Below are 20802 nucleotides of genomic sequence, written 5' to 3'. Positions count from 1 at the left end.
CCCGCACACATGTCCTGGAACCGATAACACCGCACCTGCAGAAGCGGTTTCGCGGAGGCAGGAATACGGGCACAGCCGGGGAGAAAACTGCGCGGCTGCCGGGAAGCAAGCCCGCGGATTCAGGGCACGCCACGTGGGTGAACTCACAGCAGGCCTTGGTCACACCGGCTCACCGGGCTCTGGGCGCTTGAGCTTTCAGCCCCTGACGGGCCCGCCTCCGAACGCATCACCGCAACGAATCTGCCGTCGAAACAGGGTATTCAGCACCGCGAGAACGGGGCCCCACGGCACACGCCGGCTGAGCGTGGGCCGAGCAGCAGGTTTTCTTCCCGCTGTCTCACGGGTGTGTACCTCATGTTCGCGGGTACAGGAGCGTCTGCGCGTGCGAAGCCCGAAAGGGCAATCCGGTGGAGGGAAAGAATCATCATGTCGGTATCTGTGCAGGCCCCGGTCGAAAGAGCAGTCGGCGTACCGGCAGTTCTTCCGGAGATAGCTGATCCGCAGAAGGTCGCACCGAAGGACGCTCGCCAACTCAGCAAGCTGTTCTTCGACCGGTTGCAGGTTCTCGAAGAGGGCACCGTCGAGTATCAGTACGCGCGCAACACGCTCATCGAGATGAATCTGTCGCTGGTGCATTTTGCCGCGAAGCGCTACCGCAACCGCGGCGACGGCCAGATGGAAGACATCGTCCAGGTCGGGACCATCGGCCTGATCAAAGCCATCGACCGGTTCGAGCTCACACGCGAAGTCGAGTTCACCACTTTCGCGATCCCTTACATCGTGGGGGAGATCAAGCGGTTCTTCCGCGACACCACCTGGTCCGTCCACGTGCCGCGCCGGCTGCAGGAACTGCGCGTCGTCCTCGCCAGGACCAAGGAGGACCTCGCCACTGAACTGGACCGCGATGCCACGGTCGCGGAGCTCGCAGCCCAGCTCAAGATCAGCGAAGAGGAGGTCATCGACGGGCTCATCGCCGCGAACGGCTACACCGCCGGCTCCCTCGACGTGCCTGTCGGCGGTGGCGACGGTGACGGCTCCTCCGCAGGCGTCACCTACGGCGACATCACCGGTGACTGCGACCCCGGCATGCAGCTGTTCGAGAACCTCCACACCCTGGCACCGCTGCTGGAACAGCTCGGCGAACGCGAGCGCTCCATAGTCGAGATGCGCTTCGGCCAGGAGATGACCCAATCTCAGATCGGCACTCACCTGGGCGTCTCCCAGATGCATGTCTCCCGGATGATCACCCGCATCATCGGCGAACTCCGCGTCGGCATGCTCGCCCAGGACTGAGCGAACCGGTCGGACACCGGGCCGGTGCGACCGTGCCGGGGCATGTGGACGAAGAGGGCTGTGTCGGACGAGATTTCGCGGGTAGACGGCACTGGTCGCAACGGATGTTCTGAAGACGGGGGAGTTTCATGGGGCAGGCAGCGCGAGAACGTGGTCAGCGGTCGATGACCGCCGGTCCCCTTTCGGTATCCGCGATGTTCGAGGACAGTTCGCAGATCGCTGAGGCCCGCGACCTGGCTCGCTCGTTCCTGGCGGACGTGCAGGCCCTCCACGGGTTCCCCGTGTCCGGCAGGGCGATGGGGACCGTGCAACTGGTGGTCAGCGAGCTGGTCACCAACGCGCGCAAATACGCGCCCGGACCCTGCGTCCTGACTCTGGACATCCAGGACGGGGCTGTTCGCGTGCGCGTCTGGGACAGCGGTACGACGCTGCCGGTCACCCTGGCGCCGGATCCGGACCGGGTGGGTCAGCACGGCCTGGAGATCGTGATGGCTGTCTGCCAGGGCCTCGCTGTGGAAAGGAAGCCGGTCGGTAAGCAGATCACGGCGTCCATCGCCCTCGCCGACGACCCCGGCGGCGACGTACTGGGCCGGCAGCTGTGACCGGCGTTGCGTGAGCTGATGAATGTGACCACCCCCTCACGCGCGCGCCCTGCCCACGCGGCAGGTCCGCCAACGCGGGCGCCGCGATAGCGCAAGGGGTTGTTCCGCGCGCCGGACAGGCGTCGCTGACCCGGTCCGTTCAGCTCTGGCGGCCGCTCGCCCGGTTCCGGAACGAGTTTTGGAGCGGCGAGAGCCTGATCGCGCTCAAGCGCCGGTCGACCTGCTCACGCGGGATCACGCAGGCCGGCCACCCGCCGGCGGTCGCGGAACCCGACGGAGTGCTCGGCGGCCCCACCGCGGTGACCACCGACGGCTCCCCTGAACTGGACAGCGCGGCCGAAGCGGCGCGGAACTGTGGCGGGACGGTGCTGATGCCCGGGGCGGATGTGCGCCCCGTCGGGACGACGACTGCCGGGGGATGGCGGATGGTCAGTGTCCCCGTCCCCTCGCCGACTTCACGACCGCGCGCACCTGCTCGGTACTGCCGCAGTCACTCGCCAGGTGCTTCTCCCGTGCGGAGAGGAAAGCCGCTCCGAGCTCAGCCCGCCGGTCGTCGGAGACGTTCTCCCGTGCCCCGTTGAGGATGGTGCGCTCCTCCTCGTCCAGGTGGTGGCTGATCGCGTGCGCGAGACCTTCCAGCTTCTCGTCCCACTCGTCCGACCCGACGTCCTTCACTTCGAGCAGGGCCAGCAGCGCCTCGTTGCCCTCGGCGTGTTCTTCCGTGCCGTGCTCGACCTCGTGGCTGTCGATGTCCTTGAAGCGCTTGAGCGCCGGATAGACCTCGTGTTCCTCCGCCTCGCCATGGGCGATCAGCAGGGCGGAGAATTGCCGCAGTGCCGCGGCGCGGTCCGCCTCGACGCTGCGCATCCTGTGGAACAGGTCCTCCATGGCCCGGTGGTCCTTCAGGATCAGTGCTACGACGTCCCGGTTATCTGCCACGGTTCAGGTCCTTCCTTCGAAATGGAGCTGTGCTTGTCCGGCTGCCCCGCGAAGCGGAACCCCGCGTTGACAACACGGCGGATCGGGGTCGAGGCGTGCTCCGGTCACGCGCCGACCACCACACCTCGTGACGTGTCATGGCCCGCTCGGACACTTTCGTCCGGCGGGCCATGACGCGTCACGAGGTCGGGTGGCGCCGAGGCCACGGCGGAGTCAGCGCCGACGCAGCATGATGACGACAGCGACGACGACGATGATCAGTACGACGGTGCCAATGCCTATGTACACGGGTCTCTCCTTGTGTCGCGGACGGGCCCCATCGGTGCCGTGGCCTCCGAGTGCCCCCGTTGCGGTGATCTAACGAGTGCGGCGATGAATTTTTCATCCACGTGACCACCGGTCACCGGCAGACCCGCGCGTCATGCCCGGGCGGGATCGTCCGGATGCGGTGTCGTCCCCGACCAATCCGCTCCCGCCTCTGCCCCGAATCCTCGGGTGGGGGTTCTTGGAACCAGCCCTCACCTCCCCGGCGGGGGGCGCGCCTGACGCGCCTCCCGCCGGCACCTTGCCCGCGCCCCGGAGCCGGTCAGGAGAGCACGGCGAAACGGAACCTGACGTACCGCTAACACGCGGACGACACAGGCATTCGGGACCGAGGGAAGGGCACAAGACACGGGCCGCAACCCGGCGGCACCGAAGCAGCATGAGAGGAATGACGTGTCTTTCGCCAACCACCCCGAGACGCCCGGCGACTACAACCAGACCCAGTCGAGCGGGAGTGTGACGCGGAGTAACGGACTCGCGATCGCCGCGCTCGTTCTCGGCATCGTGGCGGTACTGCTCTTCTGGACCGTCCTCGGCGGCATCCTGCTCGGCCTGGTCGCGATCGTCCTCGGCATCATCGCGGCCCGCCGTGCCCGCGGTGGGAGAGCTCCGCACGGCACGCTGTCGATCGTCGGCGCCGTACTCGGCGCGCTGGGGCTGATCGGGTCGATCGTGATCATCGCGATCGGCGCGTCCATCCTCAACTCCGACGAGTTCAAGGACTTCAACGACTGCGTTCAGCACGCCCATTCGCAGAGCGAGAAGGACCAGTGCTCCCAGGACTACAAGCAGGACACCGACAACTGACGGACTGAGGTCCTGCCCCGGGTGGACCGGACCACGTCCGTCGCACGGATCGCCCTGGGGAACGGGTCATCCCGTCCCTGGGCGGTCCCACCGCTTCACGGCTCTCGGCGTCTCCCTTCGTGCGCGGGCCGGGTGAACTCCGACGACCAAGGGCGGACAGCGGGTACAGGTACGAGGTGACTCCTGAACCCGGCGGCCCAGACACCGCGCACACCCGGCCCGACGGCCTGAGCGACAAGATGGTGAGAGCACTCGGCGCCGGCATCGAAGGCCAGGTGCGCGAGGAGCTCGCCCAGGGGCCGCGACCATCTGTACGAGGCGGAGATGAGGGAACAGCGCCGTACGGGGCGCCACGCCGACCGTACCGCTCGGCCCGAGAGCACGTGGCTTCCGCCCACGACGCGCTCCGTCTACGTGGGCCCGCCACCTCACACCGGGCGGTTCGCCCGGTGCGGACGCACCCGTAGCCACATGATGATCAGCCCCGACCCCTCGCCTCCGGCGAGCGTTCAGAAAGAAGTCACCGTGGTCCACGTCGAACGACAGGTCACCGTCCAGCGCCCCTTGGCAGAGGTGGTGCGCTACCTGGCGGACTTCTCCCATGCGGTCGACTGGGACCCGGGGACGCGGGAGTGCGACCGCATCGACAGCGGCCCCCTCGCCGAAGGCGCGCAGTGGCACAACGTCTCCGAGTTCCGCGGTCGCCGTACGGAGCTGCGGTACCGCTTGGTCACGCTGACGGACGACCACGTGGTCTTCGTGGGTGAGAACAAGACCGCCACCTCGCGCGACGACCTGAGCTTCCGGGCCGACGGGGAGTCCACGGTCATCACCTACCGTGCGACGATCCGGTTCCACGGCCTGGCGCGGCTCGCCGATCCCTTCCTGCGCCGCGAATTCGAGCGGCTGGGCGACGAGATCACGGTCAGCATGCCCGCCGCGATCGACGGGCACGCGGCCTGACCCCTACTCGGTGACCGGAGCCGCCGACGCCGGCAGGGGCGCCGGCAGGGTGCTCCCTCCGGCGCGCCGGGCGTCGAGCAGACGTACCGAGAGCCGGTCCTCCAGAAGCCGGGCCGTGCAGGTCGTGCACATGGCGGCACTCTCCGGCGCGGCCGACTGACCCGGCGATCCTCAGGGTTGATCTGCTGGGCGCCGCACCGGCCCGAGAGCCACTCGGGAAGCACCTTCTCCACGGCGGAGACGAAGCGGCGGCGGTCGCGCGGGGCGGGGAGGGACAACCACCCCTCGACGATGCCGGCCTCCCCGTGGGCGACGAAGCGGCTGTACGCCTCGATGTGCCAAGCGGCGGAGCCGTGCCCGTCCCCGTTCTCCCCGGCGCCGCGGTGACCACCGTCGTCCCCGCCGCCTCCCGGCTCAGGCCTTCCGGCCGATACCATCCTCCGTGACCGAATCCCTGACCGAAACGGCGGACGAGGCCGATGAGCCCGCCCCTCGCGCCCGCATATTCGCCGACCTGACCCCGCTGCGGACCTCCCCCGACTACCGGCGGCTCTGGTTCGGGAACACGGTCTCCTGGGTCGGGCAGGGGATGACGGCGCTCGCCGTCTCGCTCCAGGTGTACGACCTCACCGGGTCCGCCTTCTCCGTCGGGCTGATCGGATTCTGCTCGCTCGTGCCCCTGGTCGTCTTCGGGCTCTACGGCGGCGCCGTCGCCGACACCGTCGACCGGCGCAGGCTGGGACTGGCCAGTGCCTTCGGGTCGTTCGTACTCTCCGTCGGGCTGGTGGCGATCACCGTCGCCGGGGTGGAGCGGGTGGGTCTGCTGTACGCGGTCGTCGCGCTCCAGGCCGTCTGCTTCGCGCTCAACTCACCGGCCCGCAGCTCGATGATCGCCCGCCTCCTGCCGGCCGAACAGCTGCCCGCCGCCAACGCGCTGAACTCCATGACCAGCACCACGGGCGGGCTCGTCGGACCGATGCTCGGCGGGCTCATCGTCGGCTGGTGGGGGTACCGGGCCGCGTACGGCATCGACGCCGTCACCTTCACCGCCTCGCTGTACGCGATGTGGCGGCTGCCCTCGATGCTGCCGGACCGGGGGGAGGGGGCCGCCGGGGCCGCGAAGCGGGCGTCGGTGATGGACGGGCTGCGGTTCCTGGGGACCCGGCCCCATCTGCGGATGACCTTCTTCACCGACATGTGCGCCATGGTGCTGGCCAATCCCCGCGCACTGTTCCCCGTCGTCGCCGTCCTCTGGTACGGGGGCGACGCGAAGACCACCGGACTGCTGGTCGCCGCCCCGGCGCTGGGGGCGCTGCTGGGCGGGGTGTTCTCCGGCTGGCTGGGGCGGATCCGGCGGCACGGGCTCGCCGTGCTCTTCGCGGTCGCGAGCTGGGGGACCGCCGTCGCGGTGTTCGGGCTGACCCGGCAGCTCTGGCTCGGGCTGATCTTCCTGGCGCTCGCGGGGGCGGCCGACACCACCTCGATGGTCTTCCGCAACACCATGCTCCAGGCCGCTGTGCCGGACGGGATGCGGGGGCGGCTCCAGGGCGTGTTCATCGTCGTCGTGGCGGGCGGCCCCCGGCTCGGCGACTTCCTGGCCGGATCGGTCGCCGATCTCGTCTCGCCCGGCGTGGCCGTGACCGGGGGAGGGATCGCGTGCGTGGCCGCGGTGGCGGTGCTGGCCCTGCGGTGGCCCCGGTTCGCGCGGTACGACGCACGCGATCCCGAGGCCTGAGGGCTGTCCGCGGACCTGTGCCCGGACCGAAGCCGCGGCCCCGTCAGGAGACGTTCGTGACCTTCGGCATCTCGCCGCCGGTCGTCGTGCTGTCGATCAGCGAGAACGGTGCGCCCTGCGGGTCGGTCAGGGACGCGAACCGGCCGAACGGGATGGTCAGCGGGCCGAACCGGAGCTGCGCCCCGAGCGCCTTGGCCTTCTCCACGGCCGCGTCGCAGTCCGCGACGGTGAAGTACACGTTCAGGTAAGGCGGCACCTCCGGCGGGAAGTCCTCCGTCATCTTCATCCGGCCGAGCACCGGGTCCGCTCCCAGGTCGTAGAGCGTGAAGTCGATCTCGTCGTCCTCGACGCGCTTCACCCCGTACCCGAAGACGCCGCGGAAGAAGGCGTCCGCCTTCTCCGGCTCCCGGGTGAAGACCTCGGCCCAGCTGTAGGCGCCGGGCACGTTGCGCGCACCGAACCCCTCGTGGCTGCCCGCCTGCCACACCCCGAAGGCCGTCCCGCCCGGGTCGCGGGCCAGCGCCATCGTGCCGAACTCGCCGACCTGCATGGGTTCCACCAGCACCTCGCCGCCGTGCTCGCGGATCTTCGCGGTGGTGGCCGCGGCGTCCGGCGAGGCGAGATACAGGGTCCAGGCGGCCGGTACCTCCTGGCCGGGGACGGGCGGCATCAGGGCGGCGACCGCCTTGCCGTCCACGTAGGCCTGGGTGTAGTTGCCGAACTCGGGCAGCGAGTCGCCGTAGGTCCAGCCCAGCAGCTCACCGTAGAAGCGCTTCGCACCCTGGATGTCGCCGAACGTCGCATCGGCCCAGCACGGAGTGCCCTCTGATTCTGCGGCCATGACCCGGCCCTCTCTTCTGCTCGACGATGTGTCCCCTTTATTACGCTATCGACCCATCGCCTCCTGTGCGCGCCGAGCCCGTGCCGGCGTCCGGCGGACCGGGCCGTACGACGGAGCGGGCGACTCCCAGGTCCACCAGGTCCTGCGGACGCAGCCGCAGCTGGTCCGCCGTGGCGTGCACCTGGTCCGGGGAGCGCTTCAGGATCGCCGCCGCGAGTTCCGGGGCGATGACCGAGAAATAACTGTCGGCGGTGACATGGGTGTTGCCCGGTGCGGCCAGGGCCAGTGCGCCGCCCGAGCCGCCCTCGCCGATCACCAGGGTCGTGACGGGGACCCGGGCGGCCGCGATCGCCGCGAAGGCGTCGGCGATGGCCGCACCCGCACCGGCCCGTTCCGCCTCGGCGTCATTGGCCGCGCCCGGGGTGTCGACCAGGGTGAGGACCGGGACGCCGAGCCGGTCGGCCAGCCTGATCACCCGGGCCGCGGTGCGGTAGCCGGCCGGGCGGGTCGCGGTGCCGCACTGGGCGACGTACGCGACGGGCCGCCCCTCGCGCAGCCCGAACCCGCAGAGCAGCCCGGGGTCCGTGCCCCCGCAGCGGTCCCCGTGGAGCGGGAGCCGTATCCCGAAGTAGGCGTCCAGATACGCCTCGGCGCGCGGCCGTGACGCGGACCGGGCCCGGACCACGGCGTCCCAGCCGGTCCGCGGGAGCCCGGTCGCGGAGAGCGCGGCCGGCACCGGCGCGGGCACAGCGTCCCCGGTCGCGGAGAGCGCGGCCGGCACCGCCGCGGCCACCGGCGCGGGGTCGCGGTGGGCGAGCGCCCCCAGCCAGTGGCCCAGGGTGGCGGCCAGCTCCTCCTGCGGGACGATCGCGTCGATCTGGCCGGCCGCCAGCTGGCCCTCGGCGGTGTACGCGAGGGGGTCCGCGCCGGGCGGCCGTACCCGGGAGCCGGCGAACCCGATCTGGGCCCCCGGCAGCGCCAGGATCACATCGGCGCCCGCGCCCAGGGTCGCCCAGCCGCCGCCGGTCGTCGGGTCGCGCAGGACCGCGAGCTGCGCCGGACCGGCCGCCCGCAGCCGCGCCGAGGCACGGGCCACCCGGTGCAGCTGGGTGAGCGCGATCATGCCCTCCTGCATCCGGCTGCCGCCCGTGGCGATCAGCGAGACGAGGGGGAGCCGCCGGGTCACGGCCTCCTCGTACGCCGCCTCCAGCCGGTCCCCGGTGCGCTGCCCGAGCGAGCCGCCGAGGAACCCGAACTCGAACGAGACCAGGACGCAGGGGTGGCCGCCGAGGGTGGCGAGGCCGTGCACGACGGACTCCCGCTCACCGGTGCGGGCGGTGGCCCGTGCCCGGGAGTCCGCGTATCCCGTCCAGTCGAGCGGTCCGTCGGCCGCGGTGTCCTCGCGCGGGGCGGTGGACTCGGTGAAGTCCGCGGTGACGGCGGCGATCGCCGCACGGGCCGACAGCCGGTCAGCCATGGAGCGACCGCTTCATGATCTTGCCCAGGTCGTTGCGTGGCAGCGCGTCCAGGTAGCGGACCGTGCGCGGCCGCTTGTGCGGGGAGAGCTGGGCCGCGACATGACCGGCGAGTTCGTCGGCCGGGGGCGGGGACGAGGGGTCGGCCGGCACCACCCAGGCGACGATCCGCTCGCCCAGGTCCGGGTCGGGTTCGCCGGTGACGGCTGCCTCGCGGACGCCCGGGTGGTCCAGGAGGGCGTTCTCGATCTCACCGGCGCCGATCTTGTGGCCGCCGCTCTTGATCAGGTCGGTGGCCTTGCGGCCGACGATCCGTACGTACCCGTCGGGGTCGAGGGTGGCCATGTCCCCGGTACGGAACCAGCCGTCGGCGGTGAGCGCGGCGGCCGTCGCGTCGGGGCGGTTGAGGTAGCCGGTGAACAGGTTCGGGCCGCGTACCTGGATCTCGCCGACGGACGCGGGGTCGGCGAGCGCGCTGCCGTCCTCCTCGACCAGGCGGAGCTCGACGCCGCGCAGCGGGGCGCCGACGGTGCCGGGGCGCGGTTCGCCGTCGGCCCGCACGCCCGTGTTCATGAGCGTCTCCGTCATGCCGTACCGCTCGATGACCCGGCGGCCGGTCGTCGCCGCGATCCGCTCGTGGTCGTGGACCGGCAGCGCGGCCGACCCGGAGACCAGCAGCCGGGCACCCGCCAGGGCCTTCGCGAGCCCGTCGGACGCGGAGGGGCCGGCAAGCGCTTCCGCGATCCGGTGGTACATCGTCGGCACGCCGAACAGCATCGTGCCGCCCGACTCCAGCTCCCGGGTCACGCCCTCGGTGGAGAACCGGCCGAGATGGCGCACCGAACCGCCCCGCCGCAGCGGGCCGAGGACGCCGAGGATCAGGCCGTGCACATGGAACAGCGGCAGCGCGTGGACGAGGACGTCGTCGCCGGTCCACTGCCAGGCGTCCTCCAGCGCGTCCAGGGTGGCGGCGATGGCCCGGCGCGGCAGGACCGCGCCCTTGGGCGGGCCGGTGGTGCCGGAGGTGTACACGATCAGGGCCGGGGACTCGGGTGAGGGCTCGGCGAAGGGGGCGGCGGAGCGGGCCGGCTCCCCGGTGTCCACGTCCACGTCCACCCGGGGCAACGCGGCCAGCGCGGGCGGCAGTACGTCACCGGCCGCGGCCAGCACCGTCGACGGTGCGCTGTCGGCGACGATATGGGCCAGCTCCCGCTCGCCCGTCTTCGGGTTGAGCGGTACGGCGGGCACCCCCGCCCGGAGCGCTGCGACCACCGCGACCACGGTCTCCGGGACCGGGGCGGCCCAGACCGCGACCCGGCCGGCACCGGCGATCCGGGCAGCGAGCGCATCGGCCGCGGCGGCCAACTGTGCGTAGGTCAGGGACTGTTCGCCGAACCGGACGGCTTCGCGGGCGGCCGGCGGACCGGCGGGATCCTGGAGTGCAGGCAAAAGTGGCATCACTCTGCGAACCCTAGATAGGTGAAGCGCTTCCGTCATCGGAATGTGTCCCGAACCGGCGCCGGATGGCTGTACGGGGCATCCGGCGGGAATTTGGATACGACCTTGACATATTAATTTTGCGTTGCCAGCATGCAAAAAGCTCACTCCGGTAGGGCATCTCGGCGCGGCAGGGAGGAAAGAACCTGGCTGCATCGCCGCTCGCCCGGCAGTACACGCACGTCGCAAAGCGCGACAGCGCCTTGCCTGACAACCCCACGCACCGTCAGGAAGGAAGCGTTCATGCCTCTGTCCCCACCCCTGTGGTCCAGACTCGTCACCGCGCTCACCCTGGTCGCCACCGGCGGCCTCGCCGCGGGTGCCGCGGTGGCCGCGCCCGCAGCCCCCACCGCGGTCCACGCGGCGGCCGACATCCCCGCCGCCGACTACCAGCAGGTCCAACTGGCTCTCGGTGCGGCCGAACTGGGCGAGGCCATGTCCCTCGCCGTTCTGCCGGACCGGTCCGTCGTCCACACCGCCCGGGACGGCACGGTCCGGCTCACCGACGCCTCCGGGGCGACGAAGACCGCTGCCAAGCTCGATGTCTACACGCATGACGAGGAAGGGCTGCAGGGCGTCGCGGCCGACCCGGACTTCGCCGCCAACCGCTACCTCTACCTCTACTACTCACCCACCCTGAACACCCCGGCCGGTGACGCCCCCGTCACCGGAACGGCCGCCGACTTCGAACCGTGGAAGGGGCACCTCAACCTCTCCCGGTTCACCCTGAAGGCCGACGGGACGCTGGACACCGCGAGCGAGAAGGTCGTCCTCGAAGTCCCCAACGACCGCGGCCAGTGCTGCCACGTCGGCGGTGACATCGACTTCGACGCCGCCGGGAACCTCTACCTGACCACCGGCGACGACACCAACCCCTTCGAGTCCGCCGGCTACGCCCCCATCGACGAACGCACCGGGCGCAACCCGCAGTTCGACGCCCAGCGCTCCTCCGGGAACACCAACGACCTGCGCGGCAAGCTGCTGCGGATCAAGCCCACCGCATCCGGCGGCTACACCGTCCCGGCCGGCAACCTCTTCGCCCCCGGCACCGACCGGACCCGGCCGGAGATCTACGCGATGGGCTTCCGCAACCCGTTCCGGATGTCCGTCGACAAGCCGACCGGCACCGTCTACATCGGCGACTACGGCCCCGACGCCGGCACCACCGACGCCGGCCGCGGCCCCAGCGGCCAGGTCGAGTTCGACCGCGTCACCGGCCCGGGCAACTTCGGCTGGCCCTACTGCACGGGCACCAACACCCCCTCGGAGACGTACAACGAGTACACCTTCCCGAGCGGCCCCTCCGGCGCGAAGTACGACTGCGCGGCCGGTCCGGCCAACAACTCCTTCCGCAACACCGGCCTGCCGACGCTGCCCGCCGTGCGGCCCGCCTGGATCAGGTACGCGGGTGACGCGGGCTCCCCGCCCGAGTTCGGCGGCGGCTCCGAATCGCCGATGGCCGGTCCCGTCTACCACTACGACGCGGACCTCGACTCGGCCGTCAAGTTCCCCGCCTCGCTCGACGGCCGCTTCTTCGCCACCGAGTACGGCCGCGCATGGATCAAGCCGGTCGAGGTGAAGGCCGACGGGTCACCCGGGACGATCGACACCTTCCCGTGGACCGGCACCCAGGTCATGGACTCCGCCTTCGGCCCGGACGGTGCGCTGTACGTCCTGGACTACGGCACCGGCTCCAACAACCAGGCGCTGTACCGCGTCGAGTACCTGGCGGGCAGCAACCGCTCCCCGGTCGCCAGGGCCGCGGCGGACCGGACGTCCGGCCCGACCCCGCTCGACGTCGCCTTCTCGGCGGCCGGCAGCGCGGACCCCGAGGGCGGGGCGCTGCACTACGCCTGGGACTTCGGTGACGGAGCCACCTCCGCCGAGGCCGATCCGCACCACACCTACACCACCGCCGGGACCTTCCGGCCGACCCTGACCGTCACCGACCCCGAGGGGCTCACCGGCACCGCCAGTCTCGTCGTGACCGCGGGCAACACCGCCCCCGCGGTCACCCTGACCACGCCCGCCGACGGCGGACTCTTCTCCTTCGGCGACTCCGTGCCCTTCACCGTCACCGTCACCGACCCGGAGGACGGCGCGGTCGACTGCTCGAAGGTCAAGGTCACCTATCTGCTCGGCCACGACAGCCACCGCCACCAGATCACCTCGAAGAACGGCTGCTCCGGCACCATCGACGTCCCCGTCGACGGCGAGCACGACAGCGCCGCCAACATCTACGGGGTCCTCGACGCCGAGTACACGGACGCCGGCGGGCTCACCACCCACGGCGACAGCATCCTCCAGCCCCGGCACCGGCAGGGCGAGCACTTCGCCGCCCAGTCCGGGATCGAGCCCGCCCAGCACGGGACGGCCGAGGGCGGCGCCACCGTCGGCTTCACCGACAACGGCGACTGGATCTCCTTCGAGCCGTACGCCCTGTCCAACGCCACCGGCGTCTCGGCCCGGGTCTCCTCCGCCGGTCCCGGCGGCACGCTGGAGGTGCGCGCGGGTTCCCCCACCGGCCCCCTGCTCTCCACCCTGACCGTCGCACCCACCGGCGGCTGGGAGAACTTCACCGACGTCTCGGCGAACGTGAGCAACGCACCCGCCGGCACCACGGAACTCTTCCTCGTCTTCAAGGGGCCCACCGGCCAGGGAAACCTGTTCGACCTGGACGCCTTCACCTTCAAGACGGAGGGGTGACCGACGCATGAGACACCAACTCGCCCGGCGCGTGCGCCATATCGCCTGCGCCGCCGCACTCGCCCTGGGAGCCGGGTTCCTGGCCCCCGCCCCGGCGGGCGCCGCCGCGGACCCGTACGACGTGCTCGTCTTCTCCAGGACCGCCGGATTCCGGCACGACTCCATCCCGGCCGGCATCACCGCGATCCAGGAACTGGGCGCGGCGGACGGCTTCGGCGTCACGGCCACCGAGGACGCGGGCGCCTTCACCCCGGAGAACCTCGCCGGGTACGAGGCGGTGGTCTTCCTCAGCACCACCGGCGACGTCCTGGACACCGCGCAGCAGGACGCCCTGTCGGCGTACGTCGACGGGGGCGGCGGATTCGTCGGTGTCCACGCCGCCGCGGACACCGAGTACGACTGGCCGGCGTACGAGCACCTCGTCGGCGCCCGGTTCAAGAGCCACCCGGCGATCCAGCAGGCGAAGGTCGTCACCGAGGACCACGCCCACCCGGCGACCGCGCACCTCGACGACGACTGGGTCCGCACCGACGAGTGGTACAACTACCGCACCGATCCCCGCGACGACGTCCATGTGCTCCAGAGCCTGGACGAAAGCAGCTACACCGGCGGCGAGATGGGCGGCGACCACCCGATCACCTGGTGCCACCCGCAGCAGCAGGGCCGGTCCTTCTACACCGGCCTCGGCCACACCATCGAGTCCTACAGCGATCCGGACTTCCGCCGGCTGCTGCTCGGCGGCATCCACTACGCGGCCGGCGCGGTGCGGGCCGACTGCGGCTCCGGGACCCCGGACCCCGGTGACGCCCCCGTGGAGGCGGAGTCCTACACCTCCTCCTTCGGCGTGCAGAGCGCCGCGCACACCGGGGCGGGCGGCGGGGCCACGCTCGGCTACATCGACAACGGAGACTGGGCGGGCTACGCCTTGGTCAACACGGCCGGGGCCACCTCCTTCACCGCCAAGGTCTCCTCGGCCGGGGCGGGCGGCACCATCGAGGTGCGCTCCGGTTCCGCCACCGGACCGCTGCTCGGATCGGTGGACGTCGCCCCGACCGGCGGCTGGGAGACCTTCACGCAGGTGACCGGCGCCCTCACCGCCACCGGTTCGGGCCCGCTGTTCCTCCGGTTCACCGGGGGAGCGGGCTCCCTCTTCGACATCGACAGCTTCACCCTGGCCGGACAGCAGGGCACCAAGGCCACGGGCTCCTCCCGGGTGCACCTCTTCTACTACCCCTGGTACGGCACCCCGGAGACGAACGGCGGCTGGCGCCACTGGGAGCAAGGCGGCCACACCCCGCCCGACGACATCGGTGCCGACCTCTACCCGAAGCTCGGCCCGTACGACTCCAGTGACATCGCCGGGGCCGTCGAGCAGCACATGAAGTGGATCGAGCGGTCGGGCGCCGGAGTCATCGTCTACAGCTGGTGGGGGCAGGGCGGCTACGAGGACAAGCTCGCCCCGAAGGTCCTGGACGCCGCCGCCCGGCACGGGATCAAGGTCGCCTGGCACATCGAACCGTACGGCGGCAGGACCGCGGCCTCCGTGGTCGGCGACATCGCCTATCTGAACGGCGAGTACGGCGACCACCCCGCCTACTACCGGGACGCCGAGCACGGCAACCGCCCGGCGTTCTACGTCTTCGAGAGCCTGCGGATCCAGGACTGGTCGGCCCTGGACGCCGTGCGCGACAGCGCCGTCGTCCTCGCCCAGACCACCGACACCACCAAGGTCGCGCACTTCGGCGGGATCTACACCTACGACGGCATCGCCGGTGCCACCGCCCCCGGCTGGAAGCAGGCGGGGGAGTACGCCAAGGCCAACGGCCTGGTCTGGGCGCCCTCGGTGGCACCCGGATACATCGACGACCGGGCCGTGCCCGGCAACACCACGCCCACCCTGGGCCGGGAGGACGGCGCCTCCTACGACCTGGAGTGGAGCAACGCCCTCGACCCGGCCATCGGCGGATCGCCCTCCTGGGTCTCCGTCACCTCCTTCAACGAATGGCACGAGGGCAGCCCGATCGAGCCCGCGGCGGGCAACCCGCCCGCCGGACACGGCTACCAGACGTACGAAGGGGCATACGGGAAGACGGGGGCCGCCGCCGAGACGGCCTACCTCGACCGGACGGCGTACTGGGCGGACCGGTTCGAGCAGCGGCGCACCGCTGCTCGTGCCGCACGCTGAACCGGCGCTGACGACATGCTGAACCGGTCCACGACGAACGGCGGTGTCCCGGCGGGGACGCCGCCGTTCTCCTTCCGCGCGGGCTCTCAGGCGTCCCGCCGGATGTTCCGCATCCGCCCGTACGCGTACACACAGCCCGCCAGCGCCAGGTCGGACAGCAGCATGAAGCCGATCGAGTAGGAGCCCTTCGCGCTGTAGACCGCGCCCATCACCAGGGGCGGCACGAAGCCGCCGAGTCCGCCCATCGCGCCGACGATCCCGGTGACGCTGCCCACCTTCGCCTGCGGGGTCACCTGCGAGACCAGCGCGAAGACACTGCCGCTCGCGGTACCGAGACCCGCCGCCATGATCAGCAGCGCGATCGTGCCGCCGGGCATCAGCTTCGGGTCGAAGGCCTGGACGATCGCCATCAGGGCGGCCACGCCGAGCGCCGCCGAGGAGACCAGCGCCGGGTGGATCCGGTCCGAGAGCCAGCCGCCGATCGGCCGGAAGACCACCGTGACCAGGGCGAATCCGGCGGACTTCGTACCGGCGTCGGTCGGCGAGAGGTCGTACCAGGTCTTCAGATACGTCGGCAGATAGACGCCGAACGCCACGATGCCGCCGAAGCCGATCGCGTACAGCGCAGACAGCTCCCAGGTGACCCGCAGCCGCCCCGCCGCAGCCAGCCGGTGGGCCAGTGTGCCGGTCGGCACCTGCCGCCCCGGCCGGTCGTTGACCAGCACCGCCGCCAGCGCCGCGTACACCACGAGCGCCCCGGCGACCACGAGGAACGGCAGGTTGTCGCCGTGCTCGGCGATCCGCGGGGTGAAGTACCCGGACAGCGCCACGCCGCCCATGCCCATGCCGAACACACCGAGGGCGAGGCCCCGTTCGGCGGGCGGGAACCACGAGTTGACGAGCGGGATGCCGATCGCGAACGTCGTACCACCCAGGCCCAGCAGGAAGCCCACGGCCAGCATCGCGCCGTAGGAGTCCTTCGCCGGGATCAGCAGCAGCACCGGCAGGACGGTGAGCGCCGAGATCAGTGGGAACATCAGCCGCGCACCGTACTTGTCGGTGAGCGCGCCCACCGGGATCCGGCCGAGCGAGCCGACCAGCACCGGCACGGCGACCAGCAGCGACTGCTGGAACGAACTCAGTCCGAGCCGGTCCTTGTAGTCCCCGGACATGGGCGCGATCAGATTCCACGCCCAGAAGGTCAATGCGAAGCCGACCGTGGCCATCGCGAGGTTGCGGTAGGCGCCGGGCGGTGCGGAGGCCGGAGCGGGGGGCTGCTTGACGGCTGTGTACACAGTGACAGTCAAGGGCGCGGGCCCGTTCCCGGCCCGTCGGCGTGCTCCATCCGTGGGCGGGGCGGCCCCCGCCCACGGGCGCCCGGCAGTCGCTGTCGCCCGAAAGCTGAGACAATCGCGGTATGGACCGTCTGGACAGGGAAATCCTCGGCGTTCTGCAGGAGGACGCGCGGATCTCGTACCGCGATCTGGGAGCACGGGTGGGGCTGAGCGCCAACGCGGCGGCCGACCGGGTGCGGCGGCTGCGCCGGGACGGCGTCATCCGCGGCTTCACCGTGATCATCGACCCCGCCGCCGACACCCGGACCGGCCTGGTCGTCTTCATCGACGTGACCCTGCGGATGGACACCACCAACGAGGTCTTCGAGCGGGCGGTGCTGACCCTGCCCGGGATCACCGAAGTGGTGCATGTGACGGGCGGGCACGACTACCTCGTACGCGCCACCGCCGCCGACACCGCGGCGCTGGACGCACTGCTGCGCAGACTCAAGCGGGAGGCGGGCGTCGCCCACTCCAACACCAGGGTCGCGCTCAGAGCGGCGCCTGCCAGATGACGGGCGGCGGGCGCGATCCGTCCTGTTCCCGCCCGTTGTCGCCGACCGTCAGCCGGACCGCGGCCCGGCCGTCGGGCAGCACGGCCGTACCGTCGACCTCCACCTCGATCTCCGATACCCCGGCCCGCCGGTGCGCGGCCGCCAGCGCCCCGCGCAATGCGGCGAGGAGCTGTCCGCCCACCGGCTCCCGCACGAGGGCGTCCACCGCCCCGGTGAAGTGCACCGACGGCTGGAATCCGAGCACCGCGGCCGCGCCCCGGGTCTCCCGCAGCACCTGACCGCGGAAGGTGGTGGGAGCCTCGGCGGGCGGCTGCTGGAGGGCGAAGATGGTCGTCCGCACCTCCTGGATCGTGGAGTCCAGCTCGTCGACGGCCCTGCCGAGCAGCTCGTCGGTCTCCCCGGTGCCGGCCCGGCGGCGGGTCGACTCCAGCATCATCTCGGTGGCGAACAGCCGCTGGACGACGAGATCGTGCAGATCACGGGCGATCCGGTCCCGGTCCTCGTAGACCGCGAGCTGCTCGCGGTCGTGCTGGGCGTCCACCAGGACCAGCGCGAGCGCGGCCTGCGAGGCGAACTGCGAGGCCAGCAGCCGGTCCACGGCCGTGTAGGGGCGGCCGCCGCGCCGCCGGGGCAGGGCGAGGGTGCCGATGAGCCGCCCGCCGCTCTGCAACGGCAGCATCATGCTGGGGCCGAACCGGGACCGTACGTGTGTGGTCATCCGGGGATCGGTCGCCGAGTCCTCGATGAAGACCGGCTGGCCGCCCAGCAGCTGGACCAGGACGGGGGAGCCGGGCTCGATGGCGGTGCCCACCAGACCGGCCGGATCGTCGAGCGTGGACGCGGCGACGATCTCCATCCCGCCCTCCTCGGTCGGCTGGAGGATCACCCCGGCCGCCGCGTCGCTGAGGATTCTGGCCCGTTCGGCCACGGTCGTCAGGGCGTCGGCGGCGTTCTCCCTGGTCAGCAGGGTGTTGGTGACCGCGGCCGCGCCCTCGATCCAGCGTTCTCGCTGCCGGGCCGTCTCGTACAGCCGGGCGTTGCCGATCGCGATACCGGCCTGCGAGGCGAGGACCCGCAGGAGCGCCGCGTCGGTGTCGGTGAAGTGCGCGGTGCTCTTCTCGGTGAGGTAGATGTTCCCGAAGACCGTGTCGTGCACCCGGATCGGGGCGCCGAGGAACGAGTGCATCGTGGGGTGGCGGGGCGGTACCCCGGTGGCGCGCGGGTCGGTGGTCAGGTCGTCGGAGCGCAGCGGCCGCGCCTCCTCGATGAGGGCGCCGAGCATGCCGGAGTGGCCGTCGGGGAGGTCGCCGATGGCCTCCCGTTCGGCGTCGTTCAGTCCGCAGACGAACAGTTCCCGGATGGTGCCGCGCTCGGGGTCCAGAACGCCCAGCGCCCCGTAGCGGGCCGTGGTGAGCGCGGTGGCGGTGTCGATGATCTGCTGCAGGGTGGACCGCAGTTCGAGATCGGTGCCGACACTCAGCACGGCCTCCAGGAGCATCGGCAGCCGGGGCGTCTGCGGGATTCCTCCCGGGGATGCCGCGTCGCGTGGTTCGTCGGTCATCCGCCGCACGACCCGCGGCACTCAGCAGGCGAGCGGGTCGAGGACCATCGGGCGGATCTTGCCGTCCAGCATGGCGCCGAGCCCCAGTACGGAGCAGACGTCGGGCCGCTCGGCGATGTGCACCGGCATGCCGGTCGCGTCGCGCAGCATCTGGTCCAGGCCGGGCAGCAGCGCGCTGCCGCCGACCATCATGATCCCGCAGTCGGCGAGGTCGGCCACCAGATCGGGCGGGCAGTCCCGCAGCACCTTGCCCAGGCCGTCCAGGACCGTGGTGAGCGGGCGGTGGATCGCCTGTTGCACCGCGGCGGTGTCGACCTCCACGGAGCGGGCCAGACCGGTCGCCACGTCCCGGCCGTGGATCTCGGTCACGGCGGGCCCGTGCGAGGTGAGGCCGTTACTGCTGAGCGCCAGCTGCAAGGGGCGTACGGAGTGGCTGGGCAGCATCAGCTCGTGGTAGTGGCGCAGGTGCTGGATCACCGCGTGGTCGATCGCGTCGCCGCCGATCGGGATGCGTACGGCGGTCACGATCGAGCCGAGCGAGAGCACCGCGATCTGGGTGGTCGCGGCCCCGCACACCATGATCATGGTGGCGGTCGGCTGCTCGACCGGCAGTCCGCAGCCGACGGCCGCCGCGATCAGGGTGTCGACCAGCTCGACGCGCCGGGCGCCGAGGCCGACCAGGGTCTCGACGGCGGCCCGCTGGGCGAGCGGATCGCTGTCGTGCGGGGTGCAGGCGGCGGCGCGCAGCCGTGGTCTGCGGCGCAGCTGACGGCGGAGCTTCTCGCCCAGCAGCTGGCGCAGCATGCGCTGGGCCATCTCGATGTCCACGACGGTTCCGCCGGAGACCGGACGGACCACCCGGATGTAGTCGGGGGTGCGGCCCGTCATCTGTTCGGCGAGCGCGCCGACGGCGATGAGCGAGCCGGTACGGGTGTTCACAGCGGCGGCGCTCGGCTCGTCCACGACGAGCCCGAGCCCCTTGATGTACACCCGGGTCCGGGCGGCCCCGAGGTCGACGGCGACGTGGCAACGGCGCAACTGATCAAGGCTGACGGTCACGGCAGGTCTCCCGAGAGCGTTGATGGGGGTACCGACGGGCAGCCGGTTGTCTTCGTATCGTGCGCCGCCGGGAGGCGTTGTGCGCGCTGGGATGCGCCGTAGGGGGGACGGAGCTGACGGCTCGTCGGCCGGCGGTCTCGCGGGTCCGTCAGCGGGTGAGCAGCCGCTGGAGCAGTCCCCAGGTGAACTCGGCGACATACGGTTCACCGGTGACCGGAGCGGTGATCGCGAGCGCCCAGCGGGTCGGCGCGCTGCCCTCCATCGGGCGGGCCGGCGCGAAGGCCCGCGCCACCTCGTCCACGGTGCACGACCAGGGGCGCAGCTCCTCGACCGTGTGCAGGGCGGGGGCGGCCGCGCCGGGGGCCCGCACCAGCCACTCGTTCCACACGGCCCCGCCGGGCCCGGCCATCACCTCGAACCGCAGATCGGGCCAGAGCGGCACCGGCCAGAGCAGCGCGTCGCACTCCAGATCACCCACCGTGCGCCGCAGCGACGACTCGGGCTCGCCGAGCACCGAACGGTAGCGGCGCAGCGACCCCCGCCCCCGCGGCGCACGCACCATGGCCTGCCAGCGGCGGTTGGCCTCGCGCATCTCGGCGAGCGTCGCGCTCAGTTCGTGCCGGGCGTCCTCGACGAGGCCGGGCTGGTGGTCGGCCATCCGGCGCAACAGGACAAGCTGGAACTCACGGGGGCCGAAAGGCGTGGCAGCGGTCATGGAATCAACGCTTCCACACAGGATCCTCACCTGAGCCGCTTTCTCTGTTGTCCGATGGGCATCTAATCTGCGGGCGCCATGGATTACTGCCACCCCTGTCAGCGGCATCTCAACGGCGCCCTGGCCTGTGCCGGATGCGGAACCCCCGCGGAGGCGCTGAGCCACTACGCCGTGCCCGCGCCCCTGGGCCACGAGCCGGACGCGCGGGACGAGACGGCCGCGCCGTCCCGCCCCGGCGGCCGGCGCCGCCG

The 20802-nt window shown here is 71.6% G+C and carries 18 protein-coding genes; 9 read left to right on the top strand and 9 right to left on the bottom strand.

All coding sequences use genetic code 11. The features are described 5' to 3' along the window. Positions 1-426 precede the first annotated feature (426 nt). Positions 427-1293, top strand: a complete 867-nt coding sequence (locus J1C73_RS29120; RefSeq protein WP_242644870.1) for a SigB/SigF/SigG family RNA polymerase sigma factor — start codon at positions 427-429, stop codon at positions 1291-1293. A 194-nt stretch (positions 1294-1487) separates the two neighbouring features. Beyond that, positions 1488-1895, top strand: coding sequence for an ATP-binding protein (locus J1C73_RS29115; RefSeq protein ID WP_242644869.1), 408 nt, complete (start codon positions 1488-1490; stop codon positions 1893-1895). A 429-nt stretch (positions 1896-2324) separates the two neighbouring features. Here J1C73_RS29115 and J1C73_RS29110 read toward each other — a convergent pair whose 3' ends face one another. Beyond that, positions 2325-2834, bottom strand: a complete 510-nt coding sequence (locus J1C73_RS29110; protein ID WP_207318985.1) for a hemerythrin domain-containing protein — start codon at positions 2832-2834, stop codon at positions 2325-2327. A 717-nt stretch (positions 2835-3551) separates the two neighbouring features. On the opposite strand from J1C73_RS29110, the gene J1C73_RS29105 reads away from it, so the two are divergent. Together J1C73_RS29105 and J1C73_RS29100 are read left to right on the top strand one after the other, a co-directional pair. After that, the gene (locus J1C73_RS29105) at positions 3552-3965 is read left to right on the top strand and encodes a DUF4190 domain-containing protein (protein WP_207318984.1); all 414 of its coding nucleotides are present in this window, start codon (positions 3552-3554) and stop codon (positions 3963-3965) included. Between the two features lie 525 nt (positions 3966-4490). Then, positions 4491-4928, top strand: a complete 438-nt coding sequence (locus J1C73_RS29100) for an SRPBCC family protein (RefSeq protein ID WP_207318997.1) — start codon at positions 4491-4493, stop codon at positions 4926-4928. 3 nt (positions 4929-4931) lie between these two features. Here the strand turns inward: J1C73_RS29100 and J1C73_RS35565 are convergent, their stop codons facing one another. Continuing rightward, positions 4932-5060 (bottom strand): hypothetical protein, encoded by a 129-nt coding sequence (locus J1C73_RS35565; RefSeq protein ID WP_278186670.1) that lies wholly within the window; start codon positions 5058-5060, stop codon positions 4932-4934. 310 nt (positions 5061-5370) lie between these two features. Here J1C73_RS35565 and J1C73_RS29095 point away from each other — a divergent pair, with 310 nt between their 5' ends. Beyond that, complete coding sequence (locus J1C73_RS29095; RefSeq protein ID WP_372446750.1) at positions 5371-6663, top strand: MFS transporter; 1293 nt, start codon at positions 5371-5373, stop codon at positions 6661-6663. Positions 6664-6706: 43 nt separating this feature from the next. On the opposite strand, the gene J1C73_RS29090 is transcribed toward J1C73_RS29095, so the two are convergent. The 3 genes from J1C73_RS29090 to J1C73_RS29080 are packed head-to-tail and all read right to left on the bottom strand — an operon-like array spanning position 6707 to position 10437. Then, positions 6707-7504: a VOC family protein gene (locus J1C73_RS29090; protein WP_207318983.1), complete on the bottom strand. Its 798-nt coding sequence runs from the start codon at positions 7502-7504 to the stop codon at positions 6707-6709. A gap of 40 nt (positions 7505-7544) precedes the next feature. Further along, positions 7545-8981 carry a carboxyl transferase domain-containing protein gene (locus tag J1C73_RS29085; protein WP_207318982.1) on the bottom strand — a complete coding sequence of 479 codons (1437 nt, stop codon included), beginning with the start codon at positions 8979-8981 and terminating at the stop codon, positions 7545-7547. Continuing rightward, complete coding sequence (locus tag J1C73_RS29080) at positions 8974-10437, bottom strand: acyl-CoA synthetase (RefSeq protein WP_207318981.1); 1464 nt, start codon at positions 10435-10437, stop codon at positions 8974-8976. The genes J1C73_RS29085 and J1C73_RS29080 overlap by 8 nt, the downstream gene beginning before the upstream one ends. A gap of 282 nt (positions 10438-10719) precedes the next feature. Here J1C73_RS29080 and J1C73_RS29075 point away from each other — a divergent pair, with 282 nt between their 5' ends. After that, entirely contained in the window at positions 10720-13182 is a 2463-nt protein-coding gene (locus J1C73_RS29075) for a carbohydrate-binding protein (protein ID WP_207318980.1), read from the top strand. 7 nt (positions 13183-13189) lie between these two features. Continuing rightward, on the top strand, positions 13190-15367 hold the full coding sequence (locus J1C73_RS29070; protein ID WP_207318979.1) for a glycoside hydrolase family 99 protein: 2178 nt from the start codon (positions 13190-13192) through the stop codon (positions 15365-15367). Between the two features lie 86 nt (positions 15368-15453). Here the strand turns inward: J1C73_RS29070 and J1C73_RS29065 are convergent, their stop codons facing one another. After that, the gene (locus J1C73_RS29065) at positions 15454-16662 is read right to left on the bottom strand and encodes an MFS transporter (protein WP_207318978.1); all 1209 of its coding nucleotides are present in this window, start codon (positions 16660-16662) and stop codon (positions 15454-15456) included. A 122-nt stretch (positions 16663-16784) separates the two neighbouring features. Here J1C73_RS29065 and J1C73_RS29060 point away from each other — a divergent pair, with 122 nt between their 5' ends. Further along, positions 16785-17216, top strand: coding sequence for an Lrp/AsnC family transcriptional regulator (locus J1C73_RS29060; protein ID WP_123470749.1), 432 nt, complete (start codon positions 16785-16787; stop codon positions 17214-17216). Here the strand turns inward: J1C73_RS29060 and J1C73_RS29055 are convergent. The 3 genes from J1C73_RS29055 to J1C73_RS29045 all read right to left on the bottom strand — a co-directional run bounded on the left by J1C73_RS29055 (position 17194) and on the right by J1C73_RS29045 (position 20551). Next, positions 17194-18777, bottom strand: a complete 1584-nt coding sequence (locus tag J1C73_RS29055; RefSeq protein ID WP_207318977.1) for a GAF domain-containing sensor histidine kinase — start codon at positions 18775-18777, stop codon at positions 17194-17196. The two genes, J1C73_RS29060 and J1C73_RS29055, sit on opposite strands and share 23 nt — an antisense overlap. Positions 18778-18798: 21 nt before the next feature. Next, the gene (locus J1C73_RS29050; RefSeq protein ID WP_207318976.1) at positions 18799-19836 is read right to left on the bottom strand and encodes a rod shape-determining protein; all 1038 of its coding nucleotides are present in this window, start codon (positions 19834-19836) and stop codon (positions 18799-18801) included. Between the two features lie 148 nt (positions 19837-19984). After that, a complete protein-coding gene (locus J1C73_RS29045; protein ID WP_207318975.1) occupies positions 19985-20551 on the bottom strand; it encodes a hypothetical protein in 567 nt (188 codons plus the stop codon). Positions 20552-20629: 78 nt separating this feature from the next. Between J1C73_RS29045 and J1C73_RS36255 the strand changes: the two genes are divergently transcribed. Continuing rightward, a partial coding sequence (locus J1C73_RS36255; protein ID WP_443732229.1) for an SCO2400 family protein occupies positions 20630-20802 on the top strand: 173 nt, incomplete at its 3' end.

The organism is Streptomyces laculatispora (assembly GCF_017353455.1).
Taxonomy (GTDB): Bacteria; Actinomycetota; Actinomycetes; order Streptomycetales; family Streptomycetaceae; genus Streptomyces; species Streptomyces laculatispora.
This window is presented reverse-complemented; position numbering and strand designations above follow the sequence as displayed.

Coding starts and splice junctions, on each gene's coding strand:
- J1C73_RS29120 (WP_242644870.1), top strand. CDS start 427: ATGTCGGTATCTGTGCAGGCCCCGGTCGAAAGAGCAGTCGGCGTACCG.
- J1C73_RS29115 (WP_242644869.1), top strand. CDS start 1,488: ATGTTCGAGGACAGTTCGCAGATCGCTGAGGCCCGCGACCTGGCTCGC.
- J1C73_RS35565 (WP_278186670.1), bottom strand. CDS start 5,060: ATGTGCACGACCTGCACGGCCCGGCTTCTGGAGGACCGGCTCTCGGTA.
- J1C73_RS29090 (WP_207318983.1), bottom strand. CDS start 7,504: ATGGCCGCAGAATCAGAGGGCACTCCGTGCTGGGCCGATGCGACGTTC.
- J1C73_RS29085 (WP_207318982.1), bottom strand. CDS start 8,981: ATGGCTGACCGGCTGTCGGCCCGTGCGGCGATCGCCGCCGTCACCGCG.
- J1C73_RS29080 (WP_207318981.1), bottom strand. CDS start 10,437: ATGCCACTTTTGCCTGCACTCCAGGATCCCGCCGGTCCGCCGGCCGCC.
- J1C73_RS29075 (WP_207318980.1), top strand. CDS start 10,720: ATGCCTCTGTCCCCACCCCTGTGGTCCAGACTCGTCACCGCGCTCACC.
- J1C73_RS29070 (WP_207318979.1), top strand. CDS start 13,190: ATGAGACACCAACTCGCCCGGCGCGTGCGCCATATCGCCTGCGCCGCC.
- J1C73_RS29060 (WP_123470749.1), top strand. CDS start 16,785: ATGGACCGTCTGGACAGGGAAATCCTCGGCGTTCTGCAGGAGGACGCG.
- J1C73_RS29055 (WP_207318977.1), bottom strand. CDS start 18,777: ATGACCGACGAACCACGCGACGCGGCATCCCCGGGAGGAATCCCGCAG.
- J1C73_RS29045 (WP_207318975.1), bottom strand. CDS start 20,551: ATGACCGCTGCCACGCCTTTCGGCCCCCGTGAGTTCCAGCTTGTCCTG.